This window comes from Occallatibacter savannae (assembly GCF_003131205.1).
Taxonomy (GTDB): domain Bacteria; phylum Acidobacteriota; class Terriglobia; order Terriglobales; family Acidobacteriaceae; genus Telmatobacter; species Telmatobacter savannae.
Genome location: NZ_QFFY01000007.1, coordinates 264,046 through 289,740, shown reverse-complemented (window position 1 = coordinate 289,740; position 25,695 = coordinate 264,046). Strand labels below are relative to the sequence as shown.

The 25,695-nt window shown below is 60.1% G+C and carries 15 protein-coding genes; 11 read left to right on the top strand and 4 right to left on the bottom strand.

The genetic code is table 11. The features are described from left to right. Positions 1–93: 93 nt before the first annotated feature. Positions 94–1,695, bottom strand: coding sequence for a DHA2 family efflux MFS transporter permease subunit (locus DHV10_RS23695; protein ID WP_109488892.1), 1,602 nt, complete (start codon positions 1,693–1,695; stop codon positions 94–96). 249 nt (positions 1,696–1,944) lie between these two features. Between DHV10_RS23695 and tsaB the strand changes: the two genes are divergently transcribed. The 5 genes from tsaB (at position 1,945) to DHV10_RS28070 (ending at position 6,622) form a co-directional block, all read left to right on the top strand. After that, the gene (gene tsaB / locus DHV10_RS23690; RefSeq protein ID WP_109488891.1) at positions 1,945–3,312 is read left to right on the top strand and encodes a tRNA (adenosine(37)-N6)-threonylcarbamoyltransferase complex dimerization subunit type 1 TsaB; all 1,368 of its coding nucleotides are present in this window, start codon (positions 1,945–1,947) and stop codon (positions 3,310–3,312) included. Between the two features lie 208 nt (positions 3,313–3,520). Then, on the top strand, positions 3,521–3,730 hold the full coding sequence (locus DHV10_RS23685; RefSeq protein WP_109488890.1) for a DUF465 domain-containing protein: 210 nt from the start codon (positions 3,521–3,523) through the stop codon (positions 3,728–3,730). Between the two features lie 138 nt (positions 3,731–3,868). Then, positions 3,869–4,570, top strand: coding sequence for a phosphatidylserine decarboxylase family protein (locus DHV10_RS23680; RefSeq protein ID WP_109488889.1), 702 nt, complete (start codon positions 3,869–3,871; stop codon positions 4,568–4,570). After that, positions 4,567–5,475: a CDP-alcohol phosphatidyltransferase family protein gene (locus tag DHV10_RS23675; RefSeq protein ID WP_239462005.1), complete on the top strand. Its 909-nt coding sequence runs from the start codon at positions 4,567–4,569 to the stop codon at positions 5,473–5,475. Before DHV10_RS23680 ends, DHV10_RS23675 begins: the two co-directional genes overlap by 4 nt. A gap of 121 nt (positions 5,476–5,596) precedes the next feature. Then, positions 5,597–6,622, top strand: coding sequence for an Asd/ArgC dimerization domain-containing protein (locus DHV10_RS28070; RefSeq protein ID WP_275425939.1), 1,026 nt, complete (start codon positions 5,597–5,599; stop codon positions 6,620–6,622). 94 nt (positions 6,623–6,716) lie between these two features. Here the strand turns inward: DHV10_RS28070 and DHV10_RS23665 are convergent, their stop codons facing one another. Further along, positions 6,717–7,481, bottom strand: a complete 765-nt coding sequence (locus DHV10_RS23665; protein ID WP_109488888.1) for a VOC family protein — start codon at positions 7,479–7,481, stop codon at positions 6,717–6,719. 104 nt (positions 7,482–7,585) lie between these two features. Further along, positions 7,586–8,104 (bottom strand): hypothetical protein, encoded by a 519-nt coding sequence (locus DHV10_RS23660; protein WP_109488887.1) that lies wholly within the window; start codon positions 8,102–8,104, stop codon positions 7,586–7,588. Between the two features lie 252 nt (positions 8,105–8,356). On the opposite strand from DHV10_RS23660, the gene DHV10_RS23655 reads away from it, so the two are divergent. From DHV10_RS23655 to DHV10_RS23630, 6 genes are all read left to right on the top strand, one after another. Continuing rightward, positions 8,357–10,024 (top strand): multicopper oxidase domain-containing protein, encoded by a 1,668-nt coding sequence (locus DHV10_RS23655; RefSeq protein WP_109488886.1) that lies wholly within the window; start codon positions 8,357–8,359, stop codon positions 10,022–10,024. Between the two features lie 9 nt (positions 10,025–10,033). After that, positions 10,034–11,698 carry a multicopper oxidase domain-containing protein gene (locus tag DHV10_RS23650; protein WP_109488885.1) on the top strand — a complete coding sequence of 555 codons (1,665 nt, stop codon included), beginning with the start codon at positions 10,034–10,036 and terminating at the stop codon, positions 11,696–11,698. Positions 11,699–11,712: 14 nt separating this feature from the next. Continuing rightward, on the top strand, positions 11,713–22,230 hold the full coding sequence (locus DHV10_RS23645) for a choice-of-anchor D domain-containing protein (RefSeq protein WP_109488884.1): 10,518 nt from the start codon (positions 11,713–11,715) through the stop codon (positions 22,228–22,230). Between the two features lie 150 nt (positions 22,231–22,380). Beyond that, positions 22,381–22,821: a hypothetical protein gene (locus DHV10_RS23640; protein ID WP_162601835.1), complete on the top strand. Its 441-nt coding sequence runs from the start codon at positions 22,381–22,383 to the stop codon at positions 22,819–22,821. A 105-nt stretch (positions 22,822–22,926) separates the two neighbouring features. Then, complete coding sequence (locus tag DHV10_RS23635; RefSeq protein ID WP_109488882.1) at positions 22,927–23,823, top strand: outer membrane lipoprotein-sorting protein; 897 nt, start codon at positions 22,927–22,929, stop codon at positions 23,821–23,823. A gap of 176 nt (positions 23,824–23,999) precedes the next feature. Beyond that, complete coding sequence (locus DHV10_RS23630) at positions 24,000–25,058, top strand: tyrosine-type recombinase/integrase (RefSeq protein ID WP_109488881.1); 1,059 nt, start codon at positions 24,000–24,002, stop codon at positions 25,056–25,058. A 60-nt stretch (positions 25,059–25,118) separates the two neighbouring features. Here DHV10_RS23630 and DHV10_RS23625 read toward each other — a convergent pair whose 3' ends face one another. Beyond that, positions 25,119–25,694 (bottom strand): hypothetical protein, encoded by a 576-nt coding sequence (locus DHV10_RS23625; protein WP_109488880.1) that lies wholly within the window; start codon positions 25,692–25,694, stop codon positions 25,119–25,121. Position 25,695: the final 1 nt, after the last annotated feature.

Genomic DNA, 25,695 nt, shown 5'->3' with positions numbered 1-25,695 from the left:
GTTTTTATTGAGAGGCGAATCGCGTACTCCCCGGTCCCCAAAAGCGAGGGACCGGGGGCACCCATTTTGCTGAGGAATTGAGAAGGGCTCTGGTTAGTGGCCCATGGGGGCGGGGGCTAGCTTCTTGGGGCGGTTCATGAGGAAGGGCAACGGGACGAGGACGGCGGTGACGAAGACCATGACCCAGATGACATCGACGTAGGCGAGGAGGCGGGCCTGGATCTGGGCCATGCCGTAGATCTGTGCGCCGGCGTGTTGCATGGCGTCGGGCATGGAGGAGCCGAGGTGATGCCAGGCGCCCGCGAGTCCGTTGCGCATGTCTTCGTAGGCAGGGTTGCCGGGCGTCGTGTTGTGCATCAGCAACGCGAGGTGCTTCTGGCTCTGGCGCGCGAGGAGCGTGGTGATGAAGCTGATGCCGACGGAGCCGCCGAGATTGCGCATGAGCGCGGTGAGTCCGCTGACCTCGTTGTACTTCTCCTGCGGGATACCGGAGTAGCAGAGAGTATTGATGGGGATGAAGAGGAAGGGAAGTCCGAGGGCGATGAAGACGCGCCAGCTTACGGCCTGGCCGAAGCTGATGTTCTGATTGAGCGTCGACATGCGGAAGAGGCCCCAGGTGGTGATGACGAAACCGATAGAGACGAGCTTGCGCGGATCGAATTTGGGCGCGAGGGCTCCGGCAACGGGGAATAGGGCCATGAGGACGAGTCCGCCGGAAGACACGGCCATGCCGGCCTGACGCGCCGAGTAGCCCATGATCTCCTGCAGGAATTGCGGGATGAGCACGGTGGAGGAGTAGAGCGCGACGCCGACCATGAACATGACGAGTTGCGTCATGCCGACGTTGCGGCGTGCGAAGAGGCGCAGATCGAGAACGGGGTGGTCGATGGAGAGCTCGCGCCAGAAGAAGAGGGTGAGTCCGATGACGGCGGTGACGGCGAGGGTGACGATGAAGCGCGAGCCGAACCAGTCGTCCTCCTGGCCCTTGTCGAGCATGATCTGGATGGCGCCGATGGAGATGATGAGGAGGCCGAGTCCCCAGTAGTCGATGCCTTCGCGACGCTTGCGGATTTCTGCGAGATAAGGCGGGTCTTCAACGAGGCGGTTGGAGAGGATGAGCGAGATGATACCGACGGGGATGTTGAGGAAGAAGATCCAGCGCCAGGTGTAGTTGTCGACGATCCAGCCACCGACGGTGGGGCCGAGGACGGGCGCGGTGACGACGGCAACTCCGTAAACGGCGAAGGCCATGGATCGTTTCTGCGGCGGAAAAGTGTCTGCGAGGATGGACTGCTCGCTGGGCTGGAGGCCGCCGCCGGCCGCGCCCTGAAGGACGCGGAAGAAGACCAGCATTCCGAGAGTGGGCGCGATTCCGCAGAGGAGCGACGCGATCGTGAAGAGGAAAACGCATGACATGTAGAAGCGCTTGCGCCCGATGCGGTTGGCGATCCAGCCGGAGATGGGCAGGACCATGGCGTTCGCGACGAGATAGCTGGTGAGGACCCAGGTGGCTTCTTCAGGGCTGGCGCCGAGGGAGCCGCCGATGTGGGGCATGGCGACATTGGCGATGGAGGTGTCGAGCGCCTCCATAAAGGTGGCGAGCGTGACGGTGATGGCGATGGCCCAGGGGTTGGCGCGGGGTCGCCACGTCTGGTGGAAGTCGGTGGCTGCGGATGAAGCGGTGGCGGTGGCCACGCGGCGGTTCTCCTGTAATTTGGTGCCGCCGTGGGGAGCGGGTGGTGCTGGGGAGTGCTGGGATTAGATTAACGGAAAAGACAGTTGTCAGTTGTCAGTCTTCAGTTGTCAGTCTTCAGTTGTCAGTTGTGGGCCGGAAGCTTGTAGCCGGTAGCCGGTAGCTTTGGGCCCGGAGCTTCCAGATGTTACTGGTTCGAGCTGCTGGCTACGAGCTACGGGCTCATACGCCTGTGTCATGCTGGGAGGGAGATGACGGAGAGTGAGGCAGTTAGCGGGCTGTTGGTGCTGGGGTTGGATACTTGCGGGCCGACGGGGACGGTGGCGCTGGCGCGGGTTGGTTCTTTCACCCCACCCAAGCAGAGCTTGGATGGGGCACCCGATGGTTCGTTGGAGATTCTGGGGCAGATGGAGTTGGCGGGGAGAACTTATTCTTCAACGCTGATTTCTTCGGTGGAGGGATTGCTGACGGGGGCGGGTTTCGGGCTGAAGGATGTTGGGACGATTGTGGTGGTGCATGGGCCGGGGAGTTTTACGGGCGTTCGGGTGGGGCTGAGCGCGGTGAAGGGGCTGGCGGAGCCGGGGCGGATTCCGGTGGTGGCGGTTTCGCGGCTGGCGGTGCTGGCGGCGAAGGCGGAAGTGGGGTCGGCGGCGCTGGATGCGCACCGGCACGAGGTGTTTTTAAGGGTGGAGTCCGATGGGGAAGTGAGGGAGTTGCTGGCGGGGACGGAGGAGATATCCCACATCTCAAAAGCGAGATATGGGGCACCCGGTGTGGTCGTTTCCCTGGTCCCCCAAGGCGAGGGACCCTTGGACAAGCTCAGGGCAGGCTCGGGGGCACCCGGGGGCTTTGATGTATCCCAGGTCCGAACACACGGACCTCTACCCCACAAACAAGTTTGCGGGGACCCCGGACCTGGGGCACCCAGTCTTGTTGCGGTGTGTGATGAGGCGGCGGCTGAGATGGTCGCGTCGGGGTGGAACGGGGTGGAGATGAGGCGTGTTGAGGCTCCGACTGCGGCGGATGCTATCCGGCTTTGTGTGCCTGCGATTCTGGCTGGGGAGTTCGCGGATCTGGCGACGCTGGATGGGCATTATCTGCGGCGGTCGGATGCGGAGATTTTTGGGGAGAAGGCGAAGGGGGCTGGGGAAGAGAAGGGGTCCGGGGTCCGGGTGCGGCGGATGGAGGCTTCCGATATTGATGCGGTGATGGAGATTGCGGGGAAGACGGATCATGCGCCCGTGTGGGGGAGGGCGGCGTACGAGGCGGCCGTTGATCAGGGAAATCAGCCGAGGCGGGTGGCGCTGGTGGCGGAGCGGGACGGAGGGCTGGCGGGGTTTGTGGTTGCGGCGGTTTTGCCGGGCGGGGAGGCGGAGCTGGAGAGCGTTGTGACGGCGGCTCCGCACCAGAGGCATGGGGTAGCAAGGGAGCTGTTTGCTTCGTTGAAGCACGAGCTGCGGAGGCAGGGTGTTCGCGAAGTGATGCTTGAGGTGCGCGAGGGAAATCGTTCGGCGCTGGGGTTCTACCGGTTTCTCGGGTTCAGAGAAGAGGGGCGGAGGCCAGGGTACTACGCGGCGCCGGTGGAGGATGCGGTGTTGATGAGGCTGAGGCTCAGCTAGTCTTCAGTTGCCAGTTGCCAGTTGCCAGTAGCCAGTAGCCAGTAGCCAGTAGCTGGGAGCTGGGAGCTGACCCATGTGCGCTGCGTCACGGGTGTTTACTCAAGGTTAGGAAATCCACAATAGGCGGCGAAATTCTGTTGTGTTGGCGCTTGCGGAGGGAGCAGGGGGAGGACTATAACCAGTTGCTAAGAAACATGGAGGTGCTTAGATGGATGAGATAAATGCAGCCACGCTGGGCGAAGAAATCGGTCGTCTGCACGCCGAACATCGTCGCTACGCTCAGCGGCTGGAAGAACTGCTTCAGAAGCCTTATCTCTCTACGGATGAGCAGCTCGAGGAAGTTCGCCTGAAGAAGCTGAAACTGCATGCCAAGGACCTGATTGTTGCTCTCGAGCACCGGGTTCCTGTGACGGCTTAGTTTCAGGCGGATCGGGCAAGCGGGACGATGAATTGAATGGCCTTACGGCGGGTGTGCGCCCGACGAGGCCGTCCTAAGTGCAGCAGTCTGCTGTAACAAACCCTGGTGTCGAAATCGACCGTATAATCGTTAGGGACAATGGTTCGTGACGGTTACATTTACGGTTTGAGTCTGCTGGCGGTGGCCGCGGTGCTGGTGTGGGCTACGGGCACGTGGTACTGGAGCATCGTGCCGGTTTTGCTGGCGGCGTTTTTCCTGTGGTTTTTCCGCGATCCACAACGTGCGATTCCAAAGGGCGAGGGGTTGATTGTGTCGCCTGCGGACGGGGTTGTGACGGAGACGGCGAGGATCGATACCCCTAAGGGTCCGCGGCAGCGCATCAGCATCTTTCTGAATGTGTTTGATGTGCATGTGAACCGGACGCCGATTGCGGGCGAGATTACGGCGGTGCGTTATCAGACGGGAAAATTCCTGAATGCGATGAACCAGGAGTGCGCCGAACGCAACGAACAGAATATTGTGACGGTGCGCGGCGAGGGGATTGAGATCGTATTTAAGCAGATTGCTGGGCTGATCGCGCGAAGGATCGTCTTCAACTATCGCGAGGGCGATCGGGTAGAACGTGGACAGCGCGTGGGGCTGATCAAGTTTGGGTCGCGGACGGATGTGATTCTGCCGGCGGAGGCGGATATCCGCGTGAAGACGGGGCAGCGCGTGAAGGGCGGCTCGTCGATCATCGCGGAGATGGCGGAGTCGGAGACGATGGCCGGAGTGCGGGAGCCGAGGAAGCAGGCGCGGGCCAGCGTGAAGCCGGAGATTGAAGACGGAGAGGGCGCGTGAACCACGCCGACGCGGCGCTGGCACAAGCCAGAAATCGCGCGCGCATCCGGCGCGGGATGTTCATTCTGCCGTCGTTCTTCACGGCTCTGAATATCGGCGCGGGCTACTTCGCGATTACGCAGACGCTGGATGCGATCACGAACAATCTGAACGCGATTGGATCGCTGACGCACCTGGATGTGGCGGCGATCGCGATTCTGCTTGCGATTCCGTTCGACTCGCTGGACGGGCGCATTGCGCGCATGACGAATACCGCGAGCGATTTTGGGCGGGAGCTCGATTCGCTTGCGGATGTGATCACGTTTGGAGTTGCGCCGAGTTTGCTGGCGTGGGTCTGGGGATTCCGTTCGCTGCCGGAGGAGATGAATCCGGATGTGCGGCACCACATTATTCAAGCGGGCGCGTTTCTGTGTTTCCTGTTTGTGATCGGCGGGGCATCGCGGCTGGCGCGTTTCAACATCAGTCACGATCCGAAGCCGAGAAATCCGGGACGGCCGGACCGGAAGTATTTTGTAGGGATGCCGATTCCGGCGGCGGCGGCGCTGCTGGCGAGCACGGTGCATTTTTTCGGCGGGTATCCGGTAACGGAATGGTGGATCTCGATTCCGTGGATGATCCTGGTGGGGCTTGCGGCGTTCCTGATGGTGAGCACGTGGCGGTTCTGGTCGGGTAAGGAGATCGACCTGAGCAAGGCGCATCCTTTCCGGCTGCTGCTGGTCATGGCGATTGTGCTGTACATCATGATCCGGTACTCGCAGGGAGTTCTGTTTCCGATCGCGCTGGCTTACACGTTCTCGGGCATCTGGGCGCGGGCGGCGTATGGCTGGTCGCGCCGGCGGCGCAGAGGATTGCGGGATATGCAGGATAGCGCGGGGAGCGATCCGGATCCGCTGCGGCATACGTGAGCTCGTAGCTGTTAGCTATTAGCTTTTAGCTCTTAGCTGGTGGTTTGTGATTCGAGCCAGGAATTGCAAATCGAGCAATTCGAGGATCGAAGCTGGCGCTGAAAATCAGAGAAGGAATTCTGTGTACAAGATTGCGATTGTTGGAGCATCGACGCTGCTGGGCAAAGAGCTGAAGGATGCGATTTCGGAGTCGTCGCTGGCGGCGGCGGATCTTTCACTGCTGGATGAAGACGAGGGGCTGGGGCAGCTGGACCAGGTGGGCGACGAGATCACGTTTGTGCAGGCGATCGGGCCCGATGCCTTCGAGCATATGGATTTCACGTTTTTCTGCGGGTCAGAGAAGCTGACGCAGAAGTACTGGCGCGAGGCGCTGCGTGCGGGATCGACAGTGCTGGATCTGTCGGGTGCGCTGGATGCGGAGACGGGAGTGCTGGTGCGTTCGCCGTGGGTTGCGGCGCAGGAGGTGACGGCGGATCTCTTCACTCCTGCAGTGGTGCCGGCGAACCCGGCGGCGCTGGCGCTTGGATTGCTGATGGAGCGCGTGCAACAGGCGGCTCCGGTGCGTCAGGCTGCGGCGACGGTGCTGCTGCCGGCGAGCGAGTTTGGGCGCGCGGCGATGGATGAGCTGCATCAGCAGACAGTGAACCTGCTGAGCTTTCAGTCGCTGCCGAAGGCGACGTTTGACGCGCAGACGGCTTATAACCTGCTGAGCGGATTTGGGGAGAGCGCGAAGGCGAGTCTGAGTCAGACGGACGCGCGGATTCGGCGGCAGTACAACGCGCTTGCGGGAAGAAGACTGCCGTCGTTATCGATTCAGTCGATCAGTGCGCCGGTGTTTCACGGGCACGCGTTCTCGATTTTCGTTGAGCTGGAGCGGCCGGTGGATGTAGCGGCGCTTGAAGAGGCGCTTGGCGGCGAGCATGTGGATCTGGTGCTGGAGGAGACGGACTCGCCTTCGAACCTTGCTGCTACGGGACAGAACGATGTGCTGGTGCGGCTGCGGCTCGAGCAGGGCGCGCGGAATGCGAATGAGTCGACGCGGCTTTGGTTGTGGGCGGCGTCCGACAATCTGCGGATGCATGCGCAGAACGCGGTGGAGTGCGCGCTGGATCTGCGGAGGCTGAGGCCCCAGGGAACTGTGCAATAGAGCAGGGACTAGAGACTAGGGAACAGGAAACATGGAACAGATATAAAGAAGACTCCCCGGGCAGTGATGGCCGGGGAGTTTTTCTTTGTGGAGGCTATTCGTTGCTGCTGAGCAGGGCGAACATGGCGCCCTGGGGGTCCTGGGCGTTGATGATCCAGCCGCCGCCGGGGACCTGCATGGGGCCGTTGAGGACTTTTCCGCCGCCTTTGTTCACGCGGTCTACGGCTGCGTTGATGGAATCGACCATGAAGTAGAAGTTCCAGCATGAGACAGGAATGTACGGGGCTTTGGTCATCATGCCGCCGTCGCCCATGGGCTTGTGGTCACCTTCGTCGAAGAGGCGATAGACGCCCATCGATCCCATGTCCATGTCGTTGAGCTTGGTCCAGCCGAAGAGCTTGTTGTAGAAGCTGTATCCGGCTTCGAGGTCGGAGGTGTAGAGCTCGTGCCAGCCGATGGTGCCGACAGCGGGCGGCTCGGGGCGCGTGGGGCTGGGCATGGCGGGGTCGGGCGTGAAGATGATGATCGCCGCACCCTGGGGGTCGGACATGACGGCGAAGCGCAACATGCCGGGAATGTCGGTAGCGGGACGCCAGAGCTTGCCGCCGGCTTCGACGATCTTCTCGATGTGGGCGTCGACATCATCCACCGAGATGTAGCCGACCCACGCGGTGTGGCCGGGGATGGTGAGCATGCCGGCCATGCCGACTTCGCCGATGTTAAAGGTGGTGTACGTGCCGGTGGGGCTGGGCATTTCGTGCGTGGTCCAGCCGACGACGTCGGAGTAGAACTTTCCGGCGGCTTTGGTATCGCCGGTCATGAGTTCGTACCAGGCGAATTTTCCTTTGGGGGAAAACATAGATTCTCCTCTCAGTGCGAGCCAGTTTCGATGAACAGATCTGTTGATATCAACGTAAGGCGGCCAGTGTCAACACGCAGAGGATGAATTGTTGCGAATGGGACTTAACGAGGGCTTTGCGGGGATGAAGACTTTTCGTCCTGGTGGGCGGTGGATCGGACGGCGAGGATTCGTTTTCTGACTTCTTCGCGCTGTTCCGAGCTGAGCACATCGAAGACCTGACGCATCTGCATGCGGTTCATGCCTTCAAGCATGGCACTTTTCTGCTCGGGCGATTCGTTCTGGTCTTTGGAGACGATCTCCATCTTGGCTCTCATCTCGTGGTGAATGCGATCAATGGCGGTTTTCTGTTGTTCGGTGAGATTGACGCCGGAGAGGAGCTCCGCCTCAGTGATGGGTGTGCGCCGACGCGGAGAGGGGCGGGGTGCGGAGCGATTGAGTCCGGGTGCTGCGCCGGAGGATGGCGTCAGCGCATTGAAAGAAGGACCGAGCGAGGGACGCGCCGTGCGTACCGCAGAATCATCGACCGAAGCACGCGTTGATTGCTGCGCGAGAGCCGAGATGGAAGTAAGGACGATTGCTGCTGCGAGCAGGGCGTGATGTTTGCGCGGGTTGGCTTTCATAGACGAGCTCTCCGGTGATGACGACGAGAACAGATTCCTACGCTGGGCGGGCCAATTGTTTGATCTGGGGCAAAGATGCGGATGCAAGGAGTTGCCTCGTGCGGTGAGCAAGCATTCAAAACGTGCGAATCCGTTCTGCAATCGGTGCGTACTTGACGAATCGCAAGATAGGCGACCTTCAATCCAAGGATGATTCAGGGCACGACGGCAGTGTTGACGATCGGCTGCACTGCCGTGCACAGGAGGAGGCGCATGTCGAGGAGAATCGTTTGCGCAATCGTGTGGGTGTTCGTTGCGGGTACGGCCGTAGCCGCGAGCGCTCAGTCTTTCCGGGTGCAATGCCCCCCAAGCACAATCACGCATCCCAATGCCGCGAACAACAACGCGGAGCCCGCTTATACGGGGGCAACGAACGGTTCCACGTATGTCTACACTCCTGGCGGCGCAAGCGCTGGTCCGGTGAACGGCGCGATCAAGTGCCAGCAGATCTCGGGCGGCGACGGATACGCCACGATGGGCGACGGGACGCAGACATACCTGTTTGCGTTCGGTCCGCTGTCGGGTTTGGCGGATGTGGCGAACGGGCTGCCGGGCACGCAGTTTCCCGCAATTTTCAACACACTTCCAGCGGGGCCGCTGCTTCCGGGAGATCCGGCAACTACGGACAACGCATCAACGACCACGACAAGCTCCGGGACGTTCGGCTTCAACGGAGCGGTTGGATTGATTCCGAACCTCGACTCCATGGGAGATGGTAATTGCACCGGTGCGGCCTGTATCGATGGCCATGTGGATCCCCGGCAGATTATGGACGTCGGAGTGATGAACGGAAACGTTCCGGCGCCGCTGATGGCAATCGACGAGGATGATGAGTATTTTCTGACGCTGAGCAACGTGGGCATGATTATGCGGCCCGACTTGTTTGAGCAGCATACGGTTCACTTTCACGGCTATCCGAATGCATCGTCGTTTTATGACGGCGTGCCGGACGCGTCGGTGGCGATCAATATCGGCGGCAGTTTCACGTACTACTACCTGGCGCCGGATGCGGGCACGTACTTCTACCACTGTCACATCACGCCGCCCGAGCACCTGCAGATGGGCATGGTGGGGCAGTTGTATGTGAGGCCGAGGCAGAATCGCGTGCCAAGCGGAACAAGTGTCTTTATGGCTCTTCAGGCACAGCAGAGTGATCCGCGAACTGCATGCAACCCGAATACAGACATTCTGTGCACAAACCCTCTTCCGTACTCGATTGTGCACGGGACGGATAACTCCCCTGATGGCGGGTTCCAAGCAGTTGATCCCGCGACCAAAAAACCACTCGCGGATCCCGAGACGAAGAAATACGCGTACAACGATGGCGATGGCTCGACTCAGTATGACGTCGAGTATCCGCTGCAGATTCACGGATTCGATCCGAACTTCCACTTCGTCGGGATGACCTTCAACCCGGAGGGCTTCGCCGATATGAAGGACAAGTACTTTCTGCTGAACGGGCGGAGCTATCCGGACACGGTGACGAGCGGGCCGCTGACGACGCAGAGTGCAGATGGAGTGAATCACTTTTCGCAGCCGCTGCCGGCGATCATCAACATTCCGGCGGGCAAGAAGGCGCTGCTGCGGATCTCTGATCTGGATGTGAGCGAGTACCAGACGCTTGCGTCGCTGGGGATTCCGATGACGGTGATTGGAATCAACGCAAAGCTTCTGCGCGATCAGTCGGGCAACAACATGTACTACAAGACGAACTCGATCACGCTGGGCGGAGGCGAATCGCTGGACGTGATTCTGGATGCCAGCGATACGACGCGCTATTCGTCCGGCCAGGTTTTCTATCTTTACACTCCCAATCTCGATCACCTGGCGAACGACGCGGAGAACTTTGGCGGGCTGATGACCGAGGTCCACATCCTCTAGGAGGGCAAGATGAAGGCGCTATTCACGACCGCGTTTCGCAAGACCGGGCTGCTCCTGATGTTGATGATGGCCACGTCGCTCGCAACAACACCGCTGGTGCACGCTGCCGCTCCAGGAATCAAGGGAAGCACGTTCGATCTGATCGCGCAGCCCGCGTTCATCACGCAACCTGACGGGCAGTCTGTCTATTCGTGGGGATACGGTTGTGCTCCCGGCACAAGCCCTGACTTTGAGCCGAAGACGATTGTTGGAGGTGTCTGCAACTCAATGCAGATACCAGGTCCGACGTTAATCGTGACAGAAGGGCAGACCGTCACGGTGAACCTCGTGAACGCGCTGCCTGCCGCTGCGGGGAATACTTCGATCCTCTTTCCCGGCCTGCAAGTGGCGGCTTCAGCAACAGCAAGCCAGCCCAATGCTTCCTGTACACCGACAACGGCAATTGCGCAAGGTTTGCTGACCACCGAGGCAACACACGGCTGCAGCGTGACGTACACCATCACGGGAACCACGCCTGGAACACGGGCCTACTACAGCGGTACTCAGGGAGACCTGCAGATTGAGATGGGTATGTACGGAGTGATCATCGTGCTGCCGAGTACTCCAGTCAAAGGTAACTATGTAAGTCCGACACAAGGTTGTGTAGCCGATTTAGAGAGCAGCAATAGCGCAGCACGTACAGCGTGGGGCGAAGCCGACTTCCGGCTGTCGACGTCGGCTTATGACGATCCGCATACCTGCTACGACCGCGAGTACCTTTTCCAGTTCTCGGAGATGGACCCGCGGATTCATGAAGCGGCGTTCGAGCAGGTGAGTGCGATTGCGACCTGCGCGTCGAGCACAACGAACATGTGCCCCACTGGGCTTGACGTTCCGACGGAGCCTTATCATCCTGCGTACTTCATGATCAACGGGCGATCGATGCCGGATGACATGGATCCGAATTACTCGCCGCAGTATCCGCATCAGCCGTACAACGGAAATCCCCATCTGCATCCGGGCGAGCAGGTGCTGCTGCGCATTGTGGGTCAGGGGCGATGGCAACATCCGTTTCACGAACATGCGAACCACGTACGCGTGCTGGCGAGAGATGGAAACCTGATCCTTACCCAAGATGGAAAAGCTTTGGCCGGTCCGGCGCTCTTTACGACGACGACAACGCCGGGGCAGGCGATGGATGGAATCTTCTACTACACCGGAAGAGGCCTGAACTGGGACATGTACGGGCATGAGGTGGCGTCGAGTACGGGTGATCCGAATGCCACGCTGCCATGCATCCCGGACGCGAACGGATACAACACGGGAAATCCAGCGGCGCTGAACTATTACGAGTGGTGCCAGGATCACACGAAGCCGCTGCAGGTGAGCCCGTTTGGAGATGTACCGGGCGGCGGACCGGCGACGCTGCCGGATCCCAACATCCTGACGAACGGCGCGTGGTACGGCGGGAGTCCGTATCTCGGGCCTGATGCGACAACGCGAGCCACGGGAGCGACCGGAACGACTCCGCCATCAGGCACGATTGCCAATTCGCCTTCGGGTGAAGCGGGATTTGCATTCATGTGGCACTCGCACAACGAGCGCGAGATCACAACGAACAATGCGTTCCCGGGCGGAATGATGATGATGATGCTCGTTGACTCGCGTGAGTTCCAGATCGACGAATCGAACTAGCAAGGAGAACAGAGATGCAGGCCATGAGACTCAATGAACGTCTGAGAACCGCGGTTATCGGAGCTTCTGTTCTTCTTGCGGGCGCGGTCGGCGCGATGGCGCAGGACCAGATCAACCTTACGGCGGGCCCGAGCACGGCTGTACTGCCGGATGGGTCGGTTGTGCCGATGTGGGGATACTCGTGCGGCGTGCCCGTGCCGAGTTCGCCGGCAAGTTGCAGGGCGGCGAACCCGAATGCGGGTGCAGGGTGGTCGCCGGTTGTGATTACGGTTCCGAGCGGCGATACGCTGCAGATCAATCTGAGTGACAGGCTGATTTTCGCAGGTGGCCCGGTTCCGACCTCGCTGGTGATCGTTGGTCAACTCGGTGGCGGACTTGGCAGTCCGAAGAGTGTGGCAAGCCCTGTTCATGATGACCAGGGAACGACGTGGCCAATTGCGAATACGGGTCCGGTGTTCACTCCGCCGGCTCAGGGGCCAAGAGTGAGATCGTTCGGCACCGAAGTGACGCCCGCAACGGCGGTGAAGGCACTCACATGGAAGGCCATGCAGCCTGGAACGTATCTGCTGGAATCGGGCACGCATCCGGGTATTCAGGTTGCGATGGGATTGTACGGAGTGGTGGTTGTAACGCAGCCTGCCACGTCAACATCGCCCGGCACCGCGTACAGCAACGTGAGCTACAACGCGGAGGTGCCGCTGATTTTTGGAGAGATTGACCCTGCGCAGAATAATGCGGTGAGCGCAGCAGTGAATACGCCGGGATTTAATGAGAGCGCGACATACGGGGTGCAACATGGCGGGCCGGTTGCGCAGATCAATGTGATCAATCCAGGCTCTAACTACACCATCGCTCCAAAGGTTTCATTCAGTCCTGCGGTCCAGAATCCTGCGTCCGCGACGGCGGTCATCGACACGGATAAGACGAGTCCTACCTTCGGCCAAGTCACGGAAATCGATATCACTCCCAACGAGCCTGGAAGCTACACGGTCGCGCCAACGGTCACGATCACGCGCGATCCGAACGACACCCCAGGGATCGACGCAACAGCGAGTTCGATTCTTGCGCTGACGCCGAGTATGGCGAAGTGCAGCGGCGGAGCGACGGCGTGCTATCCGCCGGTGGTGAACTATTCGCCGCGGTACTACAACATCAATGGCGTTGCGTTCGACAAGACGAATGCGGCGAAGTCGGTTTTCGCTGCGACTCCGGCAGGGAGCACAGGTGCGCCGGTTTCTGGAAACGTCCTCGTTCGCCTGGTGAATGCGGGCTTGAGGATGCACGTGCCTGCGCTGGTGGGCTCGACGATTGGTGGCAAGAGCGGGTTTGGGCTGGTTGCAGAGGACGGGAATCCGCTGCCGGGCGTGCAGCGCATCCAGAGCGAAGTGTTCATGGCGGCAGGCAAAACGTACGATGTGATGATCGATGCGCCGGCTGTCAACAATGGGAGTGCGCCGGCGGTTCCGGTGTACGACCGCGAATTGAGTCTCTCGGGGAATGCGATTGCACGCGATGCGGGCATGCTTGCGTACATCGGGGTGAATGGGGCCGGTGCGCCTGCGGCACCGGGTGGAGGCACGGCGAAAGCGAATAACGACATCTATAACGCTGTGATTGCAGGTCAGACGCTGACGATCTCCGACCCGAGCAAGGGCGTGATCGCGAACGACGTAAACATCTATGGAGTGCAGATACAGGCGGGCGGGACTGCTCCTCAACACGGGACTGTGACGCTCAACGCGGACGGTACGTTCAAGTATCAGCCGAACTCTGACTGGCCTGCGACGACGGCAAGCAATTACTCCAGCTTCTCCGACTCATTCACTTATTGCGGTAACGGCGCGACGACAGGAGCAGCTTGCGCCACTGTGACTCTGAACGCGGACGCGATCGAGAGCGCGGGCGGGATCTCGTGTCCGGCGCTTACGTTCAATGCCGCGACTTCAAAGACGATCAAGGTGAGCGCTCCTGGCGTATTGACCGGTTGCAAAGACGGAGCAGGGTATCCGCTGTCGGTTTCGCCAGGTTCCGTGAAGAATTTCGCGGGCACCATTTCTGTTGATGCGAGCGGTGCGTTCAGGGCGGCGGTGGCAGGTCCAGGGCCTTACACCTTCATGTTCTCGCCACAGAACGCGCAAGGAACGGTTGGATCTCCGGTGACCATCACGGTGAACTTCCCGCAGGGTAGCGGGCTGAATGTCACTGTTCTGGATGGATCGGACAGGAAGACGACGATCACGGATTACCGTTGGATACTCGAAGAGGATCGGACGTTCTTTGTCGATCCGAAGTGCACGACGAATCCGCCGCCGGCTGGATGCCCAGGGGCCGGGACGGGCGTGGTTCCGAACTTTGGGACGAACTTCCATACGAGCTTCATGCCGGTGATTGCGACCGGCTGCACGGGCGATCTTTCGTGCGGAGCCAATCAGACTGTGCTGGGAAAGACGGCCGCCACATCGAGCCCTTCGGGCCCGGGAGATGTGCCGTTGTGCGGCGCTGGTCTGGTGGATACCGCGCATTGTCTCGATCCAAACAAGCGCTACTATTTGTCAGTGCTGCCGGGAGATGCAGCGCAGCCCTTCATCGCGGGGTATGCGGGCACGCCGGATTGCTCGGCTGCAGGCGTAAAGGCGGGCAGCTGCGGACACGGCATGGGCGGTGCACCGATTGCGAAGGGAACGCATGACAGCGGCCAGTCGATCACGGTGTATACGGAGCCAAGCCCGTATCCACCGGCGACGCTCTCGGTATTTGTGTTTGAAGATGACTATCCGCTGAACGGCGAGCACGACGCGGGCGGCGGTATCGATGTGTTGTCGCCGGATGAGCCGGGATTGGGCGGATTCCAGATCACGCTTGCGGACGATGCGGGCGGTACGGGAGATGCAACGGGTACGCCGACGTACGACATGTTCAACATGCCGCTGAGCAATGCGCTGGCGGGAACGATTGATCCGGTGTCGACGCTGGATGCCTGCCCCATTTCGCCGCAGATTACCAAGAACACGACGACGGGCGATGGATCGCAGATGGGCATCACGGGCATGATTGTGACCTGCCCGAAGTACGAATCGGACGGCAGCACGCTTTCGCCGCTGGCCGGCCAGGCGCTGGTGAAGAACCTCTACCAGGGCCGTTATGGCGTGATTGCGAATCCGGGTGCGAGCCGGATCGCAGCCGGTGAGGAGTGGCTGCAGACGAACACGCTGGACGGACAGAAGGCTCACGACTCGTTCATGCGTATCGGCGAGCCCGGATATTTCCAGGAGTTCGGACCTGCGGGATATCACGTTACGATCGGGTTTGCGAATCCGAAGATCATCAACGCGCGCCTGACCGACATGTGCAAGACGGCTACGGATTGCACGCATGAAGTGAAGGGACACATCACGACAGCGCGCATGAGCCGCACGCCCGATGAGCGGCTGTATGGCAGCGGCACGCACGACTCGTACTCGTTTACACAGTGCTATGTGAGCATCGGCGATCCGGATGGAGCTGAGTTCGGATTCACGAAGTGCGATGGGGATGGGAATTTCGAGTTTACCGGGATTCCGCCGGGCAACTGGAAGGTGACGACGTTCGATCAGTGGAACGACCAGGTGGTGGACGGCATCACGACTCCGGTGGGTCTGGGGACAGGTGCGGTTGGTGATCTGGTGAGCGGAGGAGCGGGTTACACAGCGGCTCCTGTTGTCACTGTCACGGCCCCGTCCTGCAGCCCGCTGGGGACGGCAACATGCAGACAGGCAACGGCCGTAGCTACGGTCGACAACGGTGTCGTGACCGGGATAACGTTCACCGATTTCGGCGCTGGGTATACCTCCGCTCCGACGGTGACGATTGCACCGCCGCCTACGTCAACATCCGGCGGTACGACTGCAACAGCGACTGCGACGGGTTCGCTGGGCATCGACATGCGCGAGATAGCTGTGCATCAGTGGCAGTCGAATATCTATACGCGCACGTTCCTTGACACGGACTTCAGCGGCGTTTCCACCGACAAGAAGCCCGGACTGCCTTTTGTGGATACGAACATCCGTTTCCGCGACGGCAGCTTCTCGAACTTCAACAACACGGACCTCAACGGGTACGCCGGATTCAATGAGGTGTTTCCGCTCTTCAACTGGTATGTGATTGAAACCGATTCGACACGGTTCAAGAACACGGGGACGCACGTGGTGTACGACGCGGGCGGTCCGGTGGATGGCAGCACTCCAGGCGGGAAGGCTTGTGCGACATCGTCGCTGACGGATTCGTCAGCGCCGAAGCCGTGCGGCACTTCGTCGATCGCGGCCAATCTGGCGAACACGTTCGAACCGAATCCGCTGCCGAGCGATCTGTCTGTTCCGGGCGCCGTGTATTGCTCGATGTCGGATACTGCGGACTGCAACGGTGAATCGATTGCCAAGGGGCCGAAGCCGAGTGTTGGGGCGGGTACCGGTACGAGCACGATGTCCACGGGCCGCATTGATCCGGCCTGGGTGAACTCGTACGGATGGCAGGGATACTCCGGGCAGAACAACTTCCTCGAGTTCGGCAAGAAGCCGTTTGCGGATGGGGAGAACGGCGGCATCCACGGACACGTGGTGTACGCGTCGACGCGGCCGTTCGATGATCCCACGCTGCTGCTGCAGCTGAGCTGGGAGCCGCTGGTGCCGCATGTGAGGATCAACCTCTACCAAAAGGGAGTGGCCAAAGACGGCGTAACGTCAACACTGACGCTGGTGGACCACACGGAGACAACCAGCTTCGATGATTGGGCTCAAGGATTCCGCAGCGACGGCAAGCCGAACATGAACTGCCCGGGGCAGGGCACCGATGGGACGCTGCTGGCGGACCCGTACTTCTGGTTCGCGTTGAAGGGCCAGCCGCAGTACCTCGATCTTTATGACAACGGAACGGTGACGCATGCGCTGCCGTATCAGTCGGAGTTCAAGTGCTATGACGGCATGCACAACTGGAACCAGTTGCAGCCGGCGCCGTATGACGGCATGTACAGCTTCCCGAGCGTTACGTCGATCGATCCGGTGACGGGCAAGCCGACAGGGACGAACTGCGATCCTAACGTGTGCATCGCTAACCCGAGCTCGACCGATCCGACGAGTCCTAACTACGATCCTTATCGAGCCGGTACGCCGATGCTGCCGGATGGCAAGTATGTAGTCGAGGTTGTGGTTCCGGAGGGGTATGAGCTTGTCAAAGAAGAGGACAAGAACATCCTGATCGGGGACAACTACATTGCTCCAGCGACGCAGCAGTTTGGTGGACTGGGGTCGGTGTTCATTCTGCCGGACCAAGCGACGCTGCTGGATGCGTATAACTCGAACAACGGACAGAACTCGACGACGGATCTGGGGCGGACCACTTTCCCCAGCAAGGAAGCTGATACCGGCAACGTGGAGACCTACTGGCCGTGCGTGGGCGCCGAGCACATTGTTCCTGATTACATCAGCCTCTTCCCGGGTTCGAACGAAGTGGCTCCATTTGCGGGCGCGACGCGGCACCTGTGCGATCGCAAGGAAGTAAATCTCCAGGACCAGACCTCTGCGCTGGCGAAGTTCTACATCTTCACGGAGACGCACGCTGCATCGCACTTTACCGGTGTGATCACGGACGACTTTACGGCGGAGTTCGATCCGTACTCTCCGCAATTTGGCGAGAAGTACGGCCCGGCGTATCTGCCGGTTTCGTTCAAGGATTGGGCGGGGAATGAGATCACCCGCGTGTACTCGGATGCATGGGGTGCGTATAACGGGCTGAGCTACTCGACGTGGGAGGTGAATCCGCCGAACCCGACGGGCTACGGGCCGACGATGATGGTGGGCTGCATGAACGATGCGGGCCCGGTGGCTGGTCCGAACGGGACGATGGTCACGGATCCGTTGTTCCAGGATGGATACAGCCAATTCTGCTACGAGCTGCCATTCATGCCGGCGCAGACTGGGTACTTCGACACGCCGGTTGTTCCGACGGCGGCGTTTGCGGGCGGGTATAACAACCCGGATTGCGCGTATCCGGATGCGACGCCGGCGATCAGCGAAGTGGATGGAGATACGGTGGGCGCCGGCACTGCTTCCGCCGACAACAAGGGACCTTGGGTGGCGGGTGCAGCGGGCGCGGTGCTTTCGGTGTCTATAACGAATGGCGGCTCTGGGTATAGTTCGGCGCCATCGGTGACGTTCGGAAATCCGCCGGCGGGAGGAATCCAGGCGACGGGTAGCGCGGTGATTTCGGGTTCGGTGACTGCAGTCAATCTCGGTGATCCGACAACGAATCGCGGCTACAGCGCACAGCCGACGATCACGTTCAGCGGCGGCGGCGGAAGCGGCGCTGCGGCCACGGCAAACATGACGAACTCCGTCCGGTCGATCACGATTACGAACGGGGGCGTGTACTCGATACTTGCTTCCGTGAATGTGACGATTTCTGGAGGAGGTGCGACCACAAACGCGACCGGAACGGTCAACTTCCAGCCGATTCCTTTCAGCTTGAACAAGCGGGTGTCCTCGGTGACGATCACGAACGCTGGAGCTGGATATACCGGAACACCGACGGTTACATTCTCGTCCGGTGCGGCGGCGGGAACGGCGAACATGGGGCAATCGGTGAAGTCCGTTACATTGAACAGCGGAGGAACCGGCTACACGACGCCGCCTACGGTAAGCTTCGTTGGAGCTGTGCAGACTGGCGGCCTGGCTGCCGCGGCATCGGCGCCGATTGCAGGCCAGGTGTCGTCTGTGATTGTCACGGGAGGCGGATCAGGGTATACGAGCGCACCGAGTGTTTCATTCAGTTCCGGCGGGGGTAGTGGCGCGGCAGCCAGCGCTTCGATCGAGACGGGCGGCTCACTCACGATTCTGGCGCTGGGCGATCAACTCGTGGATAACTACGAGTACTCGGGTCCGTCGGCGTCGAAGGCGCCCTACAACCAGCTGAAGGTGACGCGGCACTATAGTTTTGGGCCGACGCCTACAGATTTTTCGACGTTCGCAGTTGGGCCGAATTATTCCTGCAACGGTGTTGCCGGCACGACGTGTCCTTACGTGACGATCGGCGGGATTCCGATGACCAACGTTACCTGGACTTCGGATGGAACGAAGATCACGGGCAACGTCCCAAGTGGCGTGCCTGCCTGCAATCTGCAGCAACAGGCAATCTATGGCGGGTCGACGGCGCAATGCGGTGAGCTTTCGATTACGACGGCGGCCGGCAAACAGTCGGTGGACACAGTGACGGTGACGATCGGAGGCAGCGCTCCGACGCATGTGAAGCCGGGCACGCCTCTGACGGCGTCGGGATTCGGAGGCATCCAGAAAGCAATCGATGCGGCGAATCCGGGCGACCTGATCATTGTCGATCCTGGGACGTACCCGGAGATGCTGTTGATGTGGAAGCCGGTACGACTGCAGGGTGTGGGCGCGGCGACGAGCATTATCGATGCGAACACGCAGCCAGCGGGCAAGCTGAATCCGTGGCGGCAGCGTGTGGTGTGTCTGTTCGGGTTGGCGTTGAACGGAACTCCGATTACAGGATCCAATGCTTACGATCCGTCCGGCGCGCAGACGTGCGATTCGTCGATGCAGTTCTCGGTAGATCGCCTGCCTCTAGAGGCGACCGTAGGCTGGGATGCGACGCTGAACGGCAACCTTGCCGAGCAGCTGATTGAGCCGACGCTAATGGGCGCGTATGAGGGTGCGGGAATCACGGTGCTCGCAAAGGGCGTGAAGTTCCCGACGGGAACGAATCCATTCGGTTCGGATGTGTTCCCGGATGGAACGCAATTGCTGACGGCATCCGATTGCTCCGACACTACGGGGAAGAATCCGTATCCGAGCAACTTCCTGTGCAATCCGTCGAGCATTGATGGATTGGGCATCAAGAACAGCTCGCAGGGCGGCGGCGGAATTCTGGTACATGCGTGGGGTCATAACCTGCAGATCGCGAACAACAGGGTGTCGAACAATCAGGGCACGCTATCCGGCGGGATTACGGTGGGACAGGGCGAGCATCCGGATGCCTATCTAGTGGGCGGCGTAGCAACGACGGTGCCTGGGTCGTGCGTTCTGGATACGCGTGGTGTTCAGGCCAACACGGCGTTGCCGTACTGCTACGACATGGACGTGCATGTGCACCACAACTCGGTCACGCAGAATTCGTCGCTGGGCGATGAGTTGTTCTCGTCGACTCCGGCAGGCGCGGGCGGCGTGACGTTCTGCAACGGAAGCGACTACTACCGATTCAACAACAATTGGGTGTGCGGAAACATGAGCACGGGTGACGGCGCCGGTGTGGCGCATATCGGTCTCTCGTACGATGGCGATATCGAATACAACTCGATCATGTTCAACGAGTCGACGAATCCGACGATTGTTACCAATGGCGGCGGGCTGCTCGTGATGGGCGCGCCGGATGCGGATCCGCCGTGCGGTTTGGTTACGGACAAGGATTGCGTTGCAGATCCTGCTGGGTCAGTTACGCCAAGCGATGGAACGGGACCAGGCCTCGTGATCAATGCCAACCTGCTGCTGGGCAATTCGGCTGACGCGGGGAGCGGCGGCGGACTCAGGTTGCAACATGTGAATGGGAACGAGGTGTTGAACTTCCCGAATGGCGCACCGACGGGCTTCTTTGGTCAGCCGGCGAACGTGAACTGGCCATTGATTCCGGGACATTCAGGCCAACCGTCGTTCCAGACAACAACACCGTGGAACGCGGTTTCGGTTACGAACAACATCATCGCGAACAACGTGGCGGGCTGGGACGACGGTGGTATCTCGCTGCTGGATGCGCTGGCGACGAGGATCGTGAACAATACGGTGGTGTCGAATAACTCGACGGCGAGTGCAGGTGTGCTGTTCCAGACGCTGTTTGCACCTCTGGCCAGCACGCAAGGCGTGAACTGCACAAACGGGAGCCAATCTTGCCCGCAACCGGCGGGGCTGGTTTCGGTGATGAACAGTGCCGTTTTGGTCGCAAACATGAATCAACTTGCAGGCGGCATAGGTACGATCAAGTGCCCGACCGGAAACGGTGCAAATGGATCAGGGGCGGACTGCACGAAAGCCTCGATCCCGTACCTCTACAACGATCTGTTCTGGCAGAACCGCTCGATGATCATCGGGGTGGGCGGACTTGGAGCGGGATTTGTGAATCAGCAGAATACCGTGACTGTTTACAACCCGAGCTTCACAGGTGGGCAGGCGAGTGCAGCACTCGGTCAGACTGCGACAGGCGCGTGCAACAGTACCTCGAGTAATCTCCCGAGCTACTGGGATATCGGTGTGCGGGGTGATCTGGCGCCGGCGAATCACCTATCTGGAGTTACGCTTTCGCCTTACTACTCGGTGCTGACGAACACTGGCACTCTTGCAGAGAACGGAGGAGGCGCGAGCGACCTGGATAATCCGGCCGCGACGGTGGTGGCCGACTACTGCAACGGCAGCCGCTCGCCGGTGGAAGCGAGTGCGGGCGGAGCTTATGTGGGATGGGAAGTGCCGCCTGGAACCAACGAGTCGAATGCGCTTCCGGCTCCGCCGTTTACGCTGATGGCAGCTGCGACTGTGGACGAGGGGAACAACTGGATCAATCTGCGTTGGGGGCCGCTGTCGCTGAGCGTTCCGACAACCCCCGGCGGTGCGACTCCGTTCAGCTTCGATCCGTCTCTAACCCCTGGATCGCCGGCGATCGGTTACATTCCACCGGCTTCGGCAGCGTGGACAGCAGCGCCACAACTCGACTACTACGGCAAGCCGCGGAAACCGACGAATTTGACCACGGTGGATGTGGGTGCGATCAAGTTTGTTCCGCCGAACTATCCGATCCTGGCGGTTTCACCGACTTCGCTTAGTTTCACCTCGGTGGTGGGGACGACAAGCGCGCCGCAGACCCTGACGTTGACCAACTCGGGAGGTGGAGCAGCTGCTGCTATCAACAGCATCACGGTGACGGCTCCATTCCAGCGAGCCGCGGCTGGCGGCACTTGCGGGACCACGCTAGCTGCGGGAACATCGTGCACAATCAACGTACAATTCGTTGCTCCTTCAACCCCAACAACGGTGACGGGATCTGTAACGATCAGTGCAAGCGTCGCGGTTGCTGGATCGCCGGTGAGCTTAACTGGGACATCGGTTGCGGCAGTGCAGACGGCTACGCTCACGCCTTCAACGTACACGTTCCCGAACACGATAGCTCGTAACTGCCCAGGCCTACTCTGTGTGCTCGATCCGACAACCCAGTTCACATTGACGAACACCGGTAATGTGAATCTGACTGTCACGAATGGCGGGACACTCACAGCAGGAAATACCGCAGACTTTGCGGTCAGGCCTCTACTACCAGCCTTCGGAGCGACCCGGTGCAGTAGTCTACCGACACTCGCGCCAAATGCTTCGTGCGTAATCACGGTGCAGTTCCAGCCGCAGACTTCGGACGTTTTCACGGGGACTACTTCAACCAGAACAGCGACTCTGACGGTTACGGATTCCTTCGGAACTCAGACCGCCACGGTTAAGGGAACAGAGAGGTAGCTTTGAGGGACTGAGTCGGACTGGTGCGGAAGTCCCGCATTCGTCCGGCTCAGTTCGAACTTTTTAAAACTACGGAAACAGGGTTTCTAGCCAGGTGAGACGATGCTGCGAGCGCGGTATATCGCTACGATTTTGAAGGCACTCCTTTGCATGAGCGTTGCCGCTGTTTCTGTGGGGCAATCGCTTGCTCCTTTGCCCACATCGGCCAGCCATGCGTCGCGTTACGAGCCGAGTCATTTTCCGAAGCGGGCGGCGATGTTTTACGAGCATGTGTGGGGTGTGGATCAGCTTGGCTTGAAGGCAGCGGAGTCGGGTCAGCTGATTCGATTCAGCTATCGGATCCTGGATCCGGCAAAGGCGCAGAGCTTCAATGACATCAAGATTGAGGCTTCTCTGATCGATCCGGAGAGGCGCGTGAAGCTGATCGTGCCCTCGTTGGAGAAGGTGGGCTTTCTGCGCCAGCGCAATACACCGGAGGCGGGGAAACGCTACTGGATGGCGTTCTCAAATCCGCGGTTGTCGGTGAAGCGGGGAGATCGCGTGAACGTTGTCATAGGTCAATTTCATGCGGATGGACTCGTGGTTGAATAGGTCCAACTTACCGGCGGCTGATCGATTTTGCTCGTAAAAAGGGAAATCTCTGATCAGAGGTTCACGATGAGAGTTTCCCGGCGGTAAGGGCGCGAGGATGCAAACATGCGACACAAGCTCGTCGTAGCAGCTTTCATTCTGGGATCGGCATTCAGCCGAGGATACGCGGCGGAGAGTCCGCAGGCCGCGAACCTTTCCGCAACCGACATTGTGGCGAAGAACGTTGCGAGCAGAGGCGGGTTGACTGCGTGGCGCAAAGTGCAGACCCTGCAGTTTGAAGGCAAGCTCGGCGCAGGTGGCGACAAGAGAGGCACGCTTCCGAGCCCAGAGGCGGCCGCGGTTTCGCGGAAGATTTCAACGCCTCGGCGACTGGCGGAAGAGGCGGAGCTGCCGTTTACCATGCAGCTGCAGCGTCCGCGCAAGACCCGCCTTGAGGTTGAATTTAAGGGGCAGAATGCGATTCAGGTTTATGACGGGACGAACGGGTGGAAGCTGCGTCCGTTTCTGAACCGGCTTGAAGTGGAGCCGTACAGCGCGCAAGAGCTGAAGATGGCCTCACAGCAATCGGATCTCGATGGGCCGCTTGTGGACTACGCCGCGAAGGGCAGCAGGGTCGAGAGCGACGGCGTGGAGCAGGTTGAAGGAAAGCCGAACTACAAGCTTCGCGTCACGACCAGGAGCGGCCAGGTGACTCATGTGTGGATCGACTCTGCGACCTTTCTTGAATCGAAGATCGAAGGGCAGCCGCGCGAGCTCGATGGAAAGATGCATCCGGTCGAGATCTACTACCGCGACTACCGCGAGGTGGAGGGCCTGAAGATCCCGTTTATTCTCGAGACGCGCGTGCTGCCTCCTGTGGATGAGAAGCGTGCCTCGCGCGAACCTCTGTTTCCCCCGGAGAAGATTGAGATCGAACGGGTGACGGTGAATCCGAAGCTCGATTCAGCGCGCTTCAGCAAGCCGCCTGTGACCGATAGCGTGTCGCGTCCTAAGGGGATGTGACGGTCGGCGAAGCCGTTCGGTTTACACTGCTCGACTTACTCAATTTTCGAATCTGATCTGCTGGGAATCAAAAGCAGAGGCAAGACACGCACAGCGATGTGGGTACCAGGGCCTTGCACGTGCTCGCTGGCACTCGAGTTGGAAACAGAAGCAGAAGGTGCAGAGGGAGAACGCGAGTGGGAACGGTGCGGGTGATCGAGTATCGGCCGCGGACGCATCCGGTGGGTGCTGCGGCGCGCGAGTCCGTGGACAAGCAGGCGGAGGCCCGCTCTGAGTGGACGGTCGCGAAATTTGTAGAGCGCAGATTTCTTCCCGAGCATATTGCGAAGAAGGGAATACCGGGGCGAAGACACTACCGGGCGATTCTGAAGCACATCCTGGATCCAGAGCGAGTGGACAGGATTTTCAGCGTCGAGAGCGACCGGCCCAGAGCCAAGCTCAAGTCAAATCCGGACTGGCCGTACATGGATGAAGTTCTGCTCCACGAGGTGGGCGCGGAGGATGTGCAGAGACTGATGGAAGCTGCTCTGCGCAGCGGGTACTCAACGCAGACGGTCAAACACATTCGCAGCGCATTCAGCGCGATCATGTCGCACGCAATCAAGGCGGGCTACTACGCGGGTGTGAATCCGGCGATGCAGGTGGCTCCGCCAGGAATGCAGCGGAGAACACCTCACGTCCTGAGTTTTGCGCAGATGGTGGAGGTGCTGCAGGTCATGAGATTTCCCGAATGGGAGATCACCATCATTGCCCTTCTGACGGGGATGACGATTGCGGAGATCTGCGGATTGCGATGGAAGTACGTGAATCTATCGAGCCATCCGGTACACCGCGAAGAGGAAGTGATTCCGCCGATGAGCATCGCCATTCGGAAGCAGTGGTATCGCGGCGAGCTGAGCGACGTACCCAAAGGGCGGAGAAAGTTTGTGCCGGTGCCGGTATTGTTCCGGCCGATCTTCGTTCAGCTCAGCCACGGCAGAAATGCGGGTTGGAACGACTTTGTGCTGGTATCGAGATCGGGGAAGCCGATCAACCAGATCAATATCGCAGCGCGGCGACTGAAGGTGATCGGGCGACAGCTGGATGTGCCATGGCTGTCGTGGCAGGTATTTCGCCGCACGCGAACGGAGCTGCTCTCGGAGTTTGGCGCACAGCTGCAGTACAAGCTGGCGATGGCTGTGACGATGAAGCTTGGGTTCAGGAGCAGCGCGAGCGAGGCCGGGCCTGAGGCTTAAGACGCGCAGGGATTGCGGAACAACGCGTTGCGTGCTGTAGGTCAAGGCTATGCGCGGAGGTTACTTCTCGATGATGGGTAAGCTCTGTGTGATCCGATTGGAGAGATCGGTGACCTGGATGGTGGCGGGCTGAACCGATACGACTTTGTAGCGGTGGAATACGGTGTCTCCCGCTCTGGCGATGAGGCTCTCGTCGTTGTGGGCCAATACGGCTTTGTAAGCGGTTTCGCCCACGTTGCGCGTGTAGCCGATGTACTTGAGCTCGATGGGCGGCAGCGGCCGTGGGCCAGGAGGCGGAGCGACGGCGACCTCAGCCGGACGGGCAGGGGCGATGGGCGCTTCGATGACGACAGGTTCCGCTTCAAGCGAAAAGATATTTCTTCCACCCGCGGCGTATTGCGTGTTCTCGGCCCGGGCGAGCTGACCTATGCGGAGCTGGGGTTCTGATGCAATTGCATCCGATGGGCTCTTGGAGTGTGCCGCGGCGTTAATAACTGTCGAGGGAGATGCGGAACTCGCAACAGCGGCGTGCGGGGTGGAGCTTCCAAAGAGCTCCCAAGAGGCGAGCGAGACAAGCAGAGCACCGAGCGAAAGCAGCAACCAGGCTTGTCTTTTGTTTTCGAATCCCATCTGCATG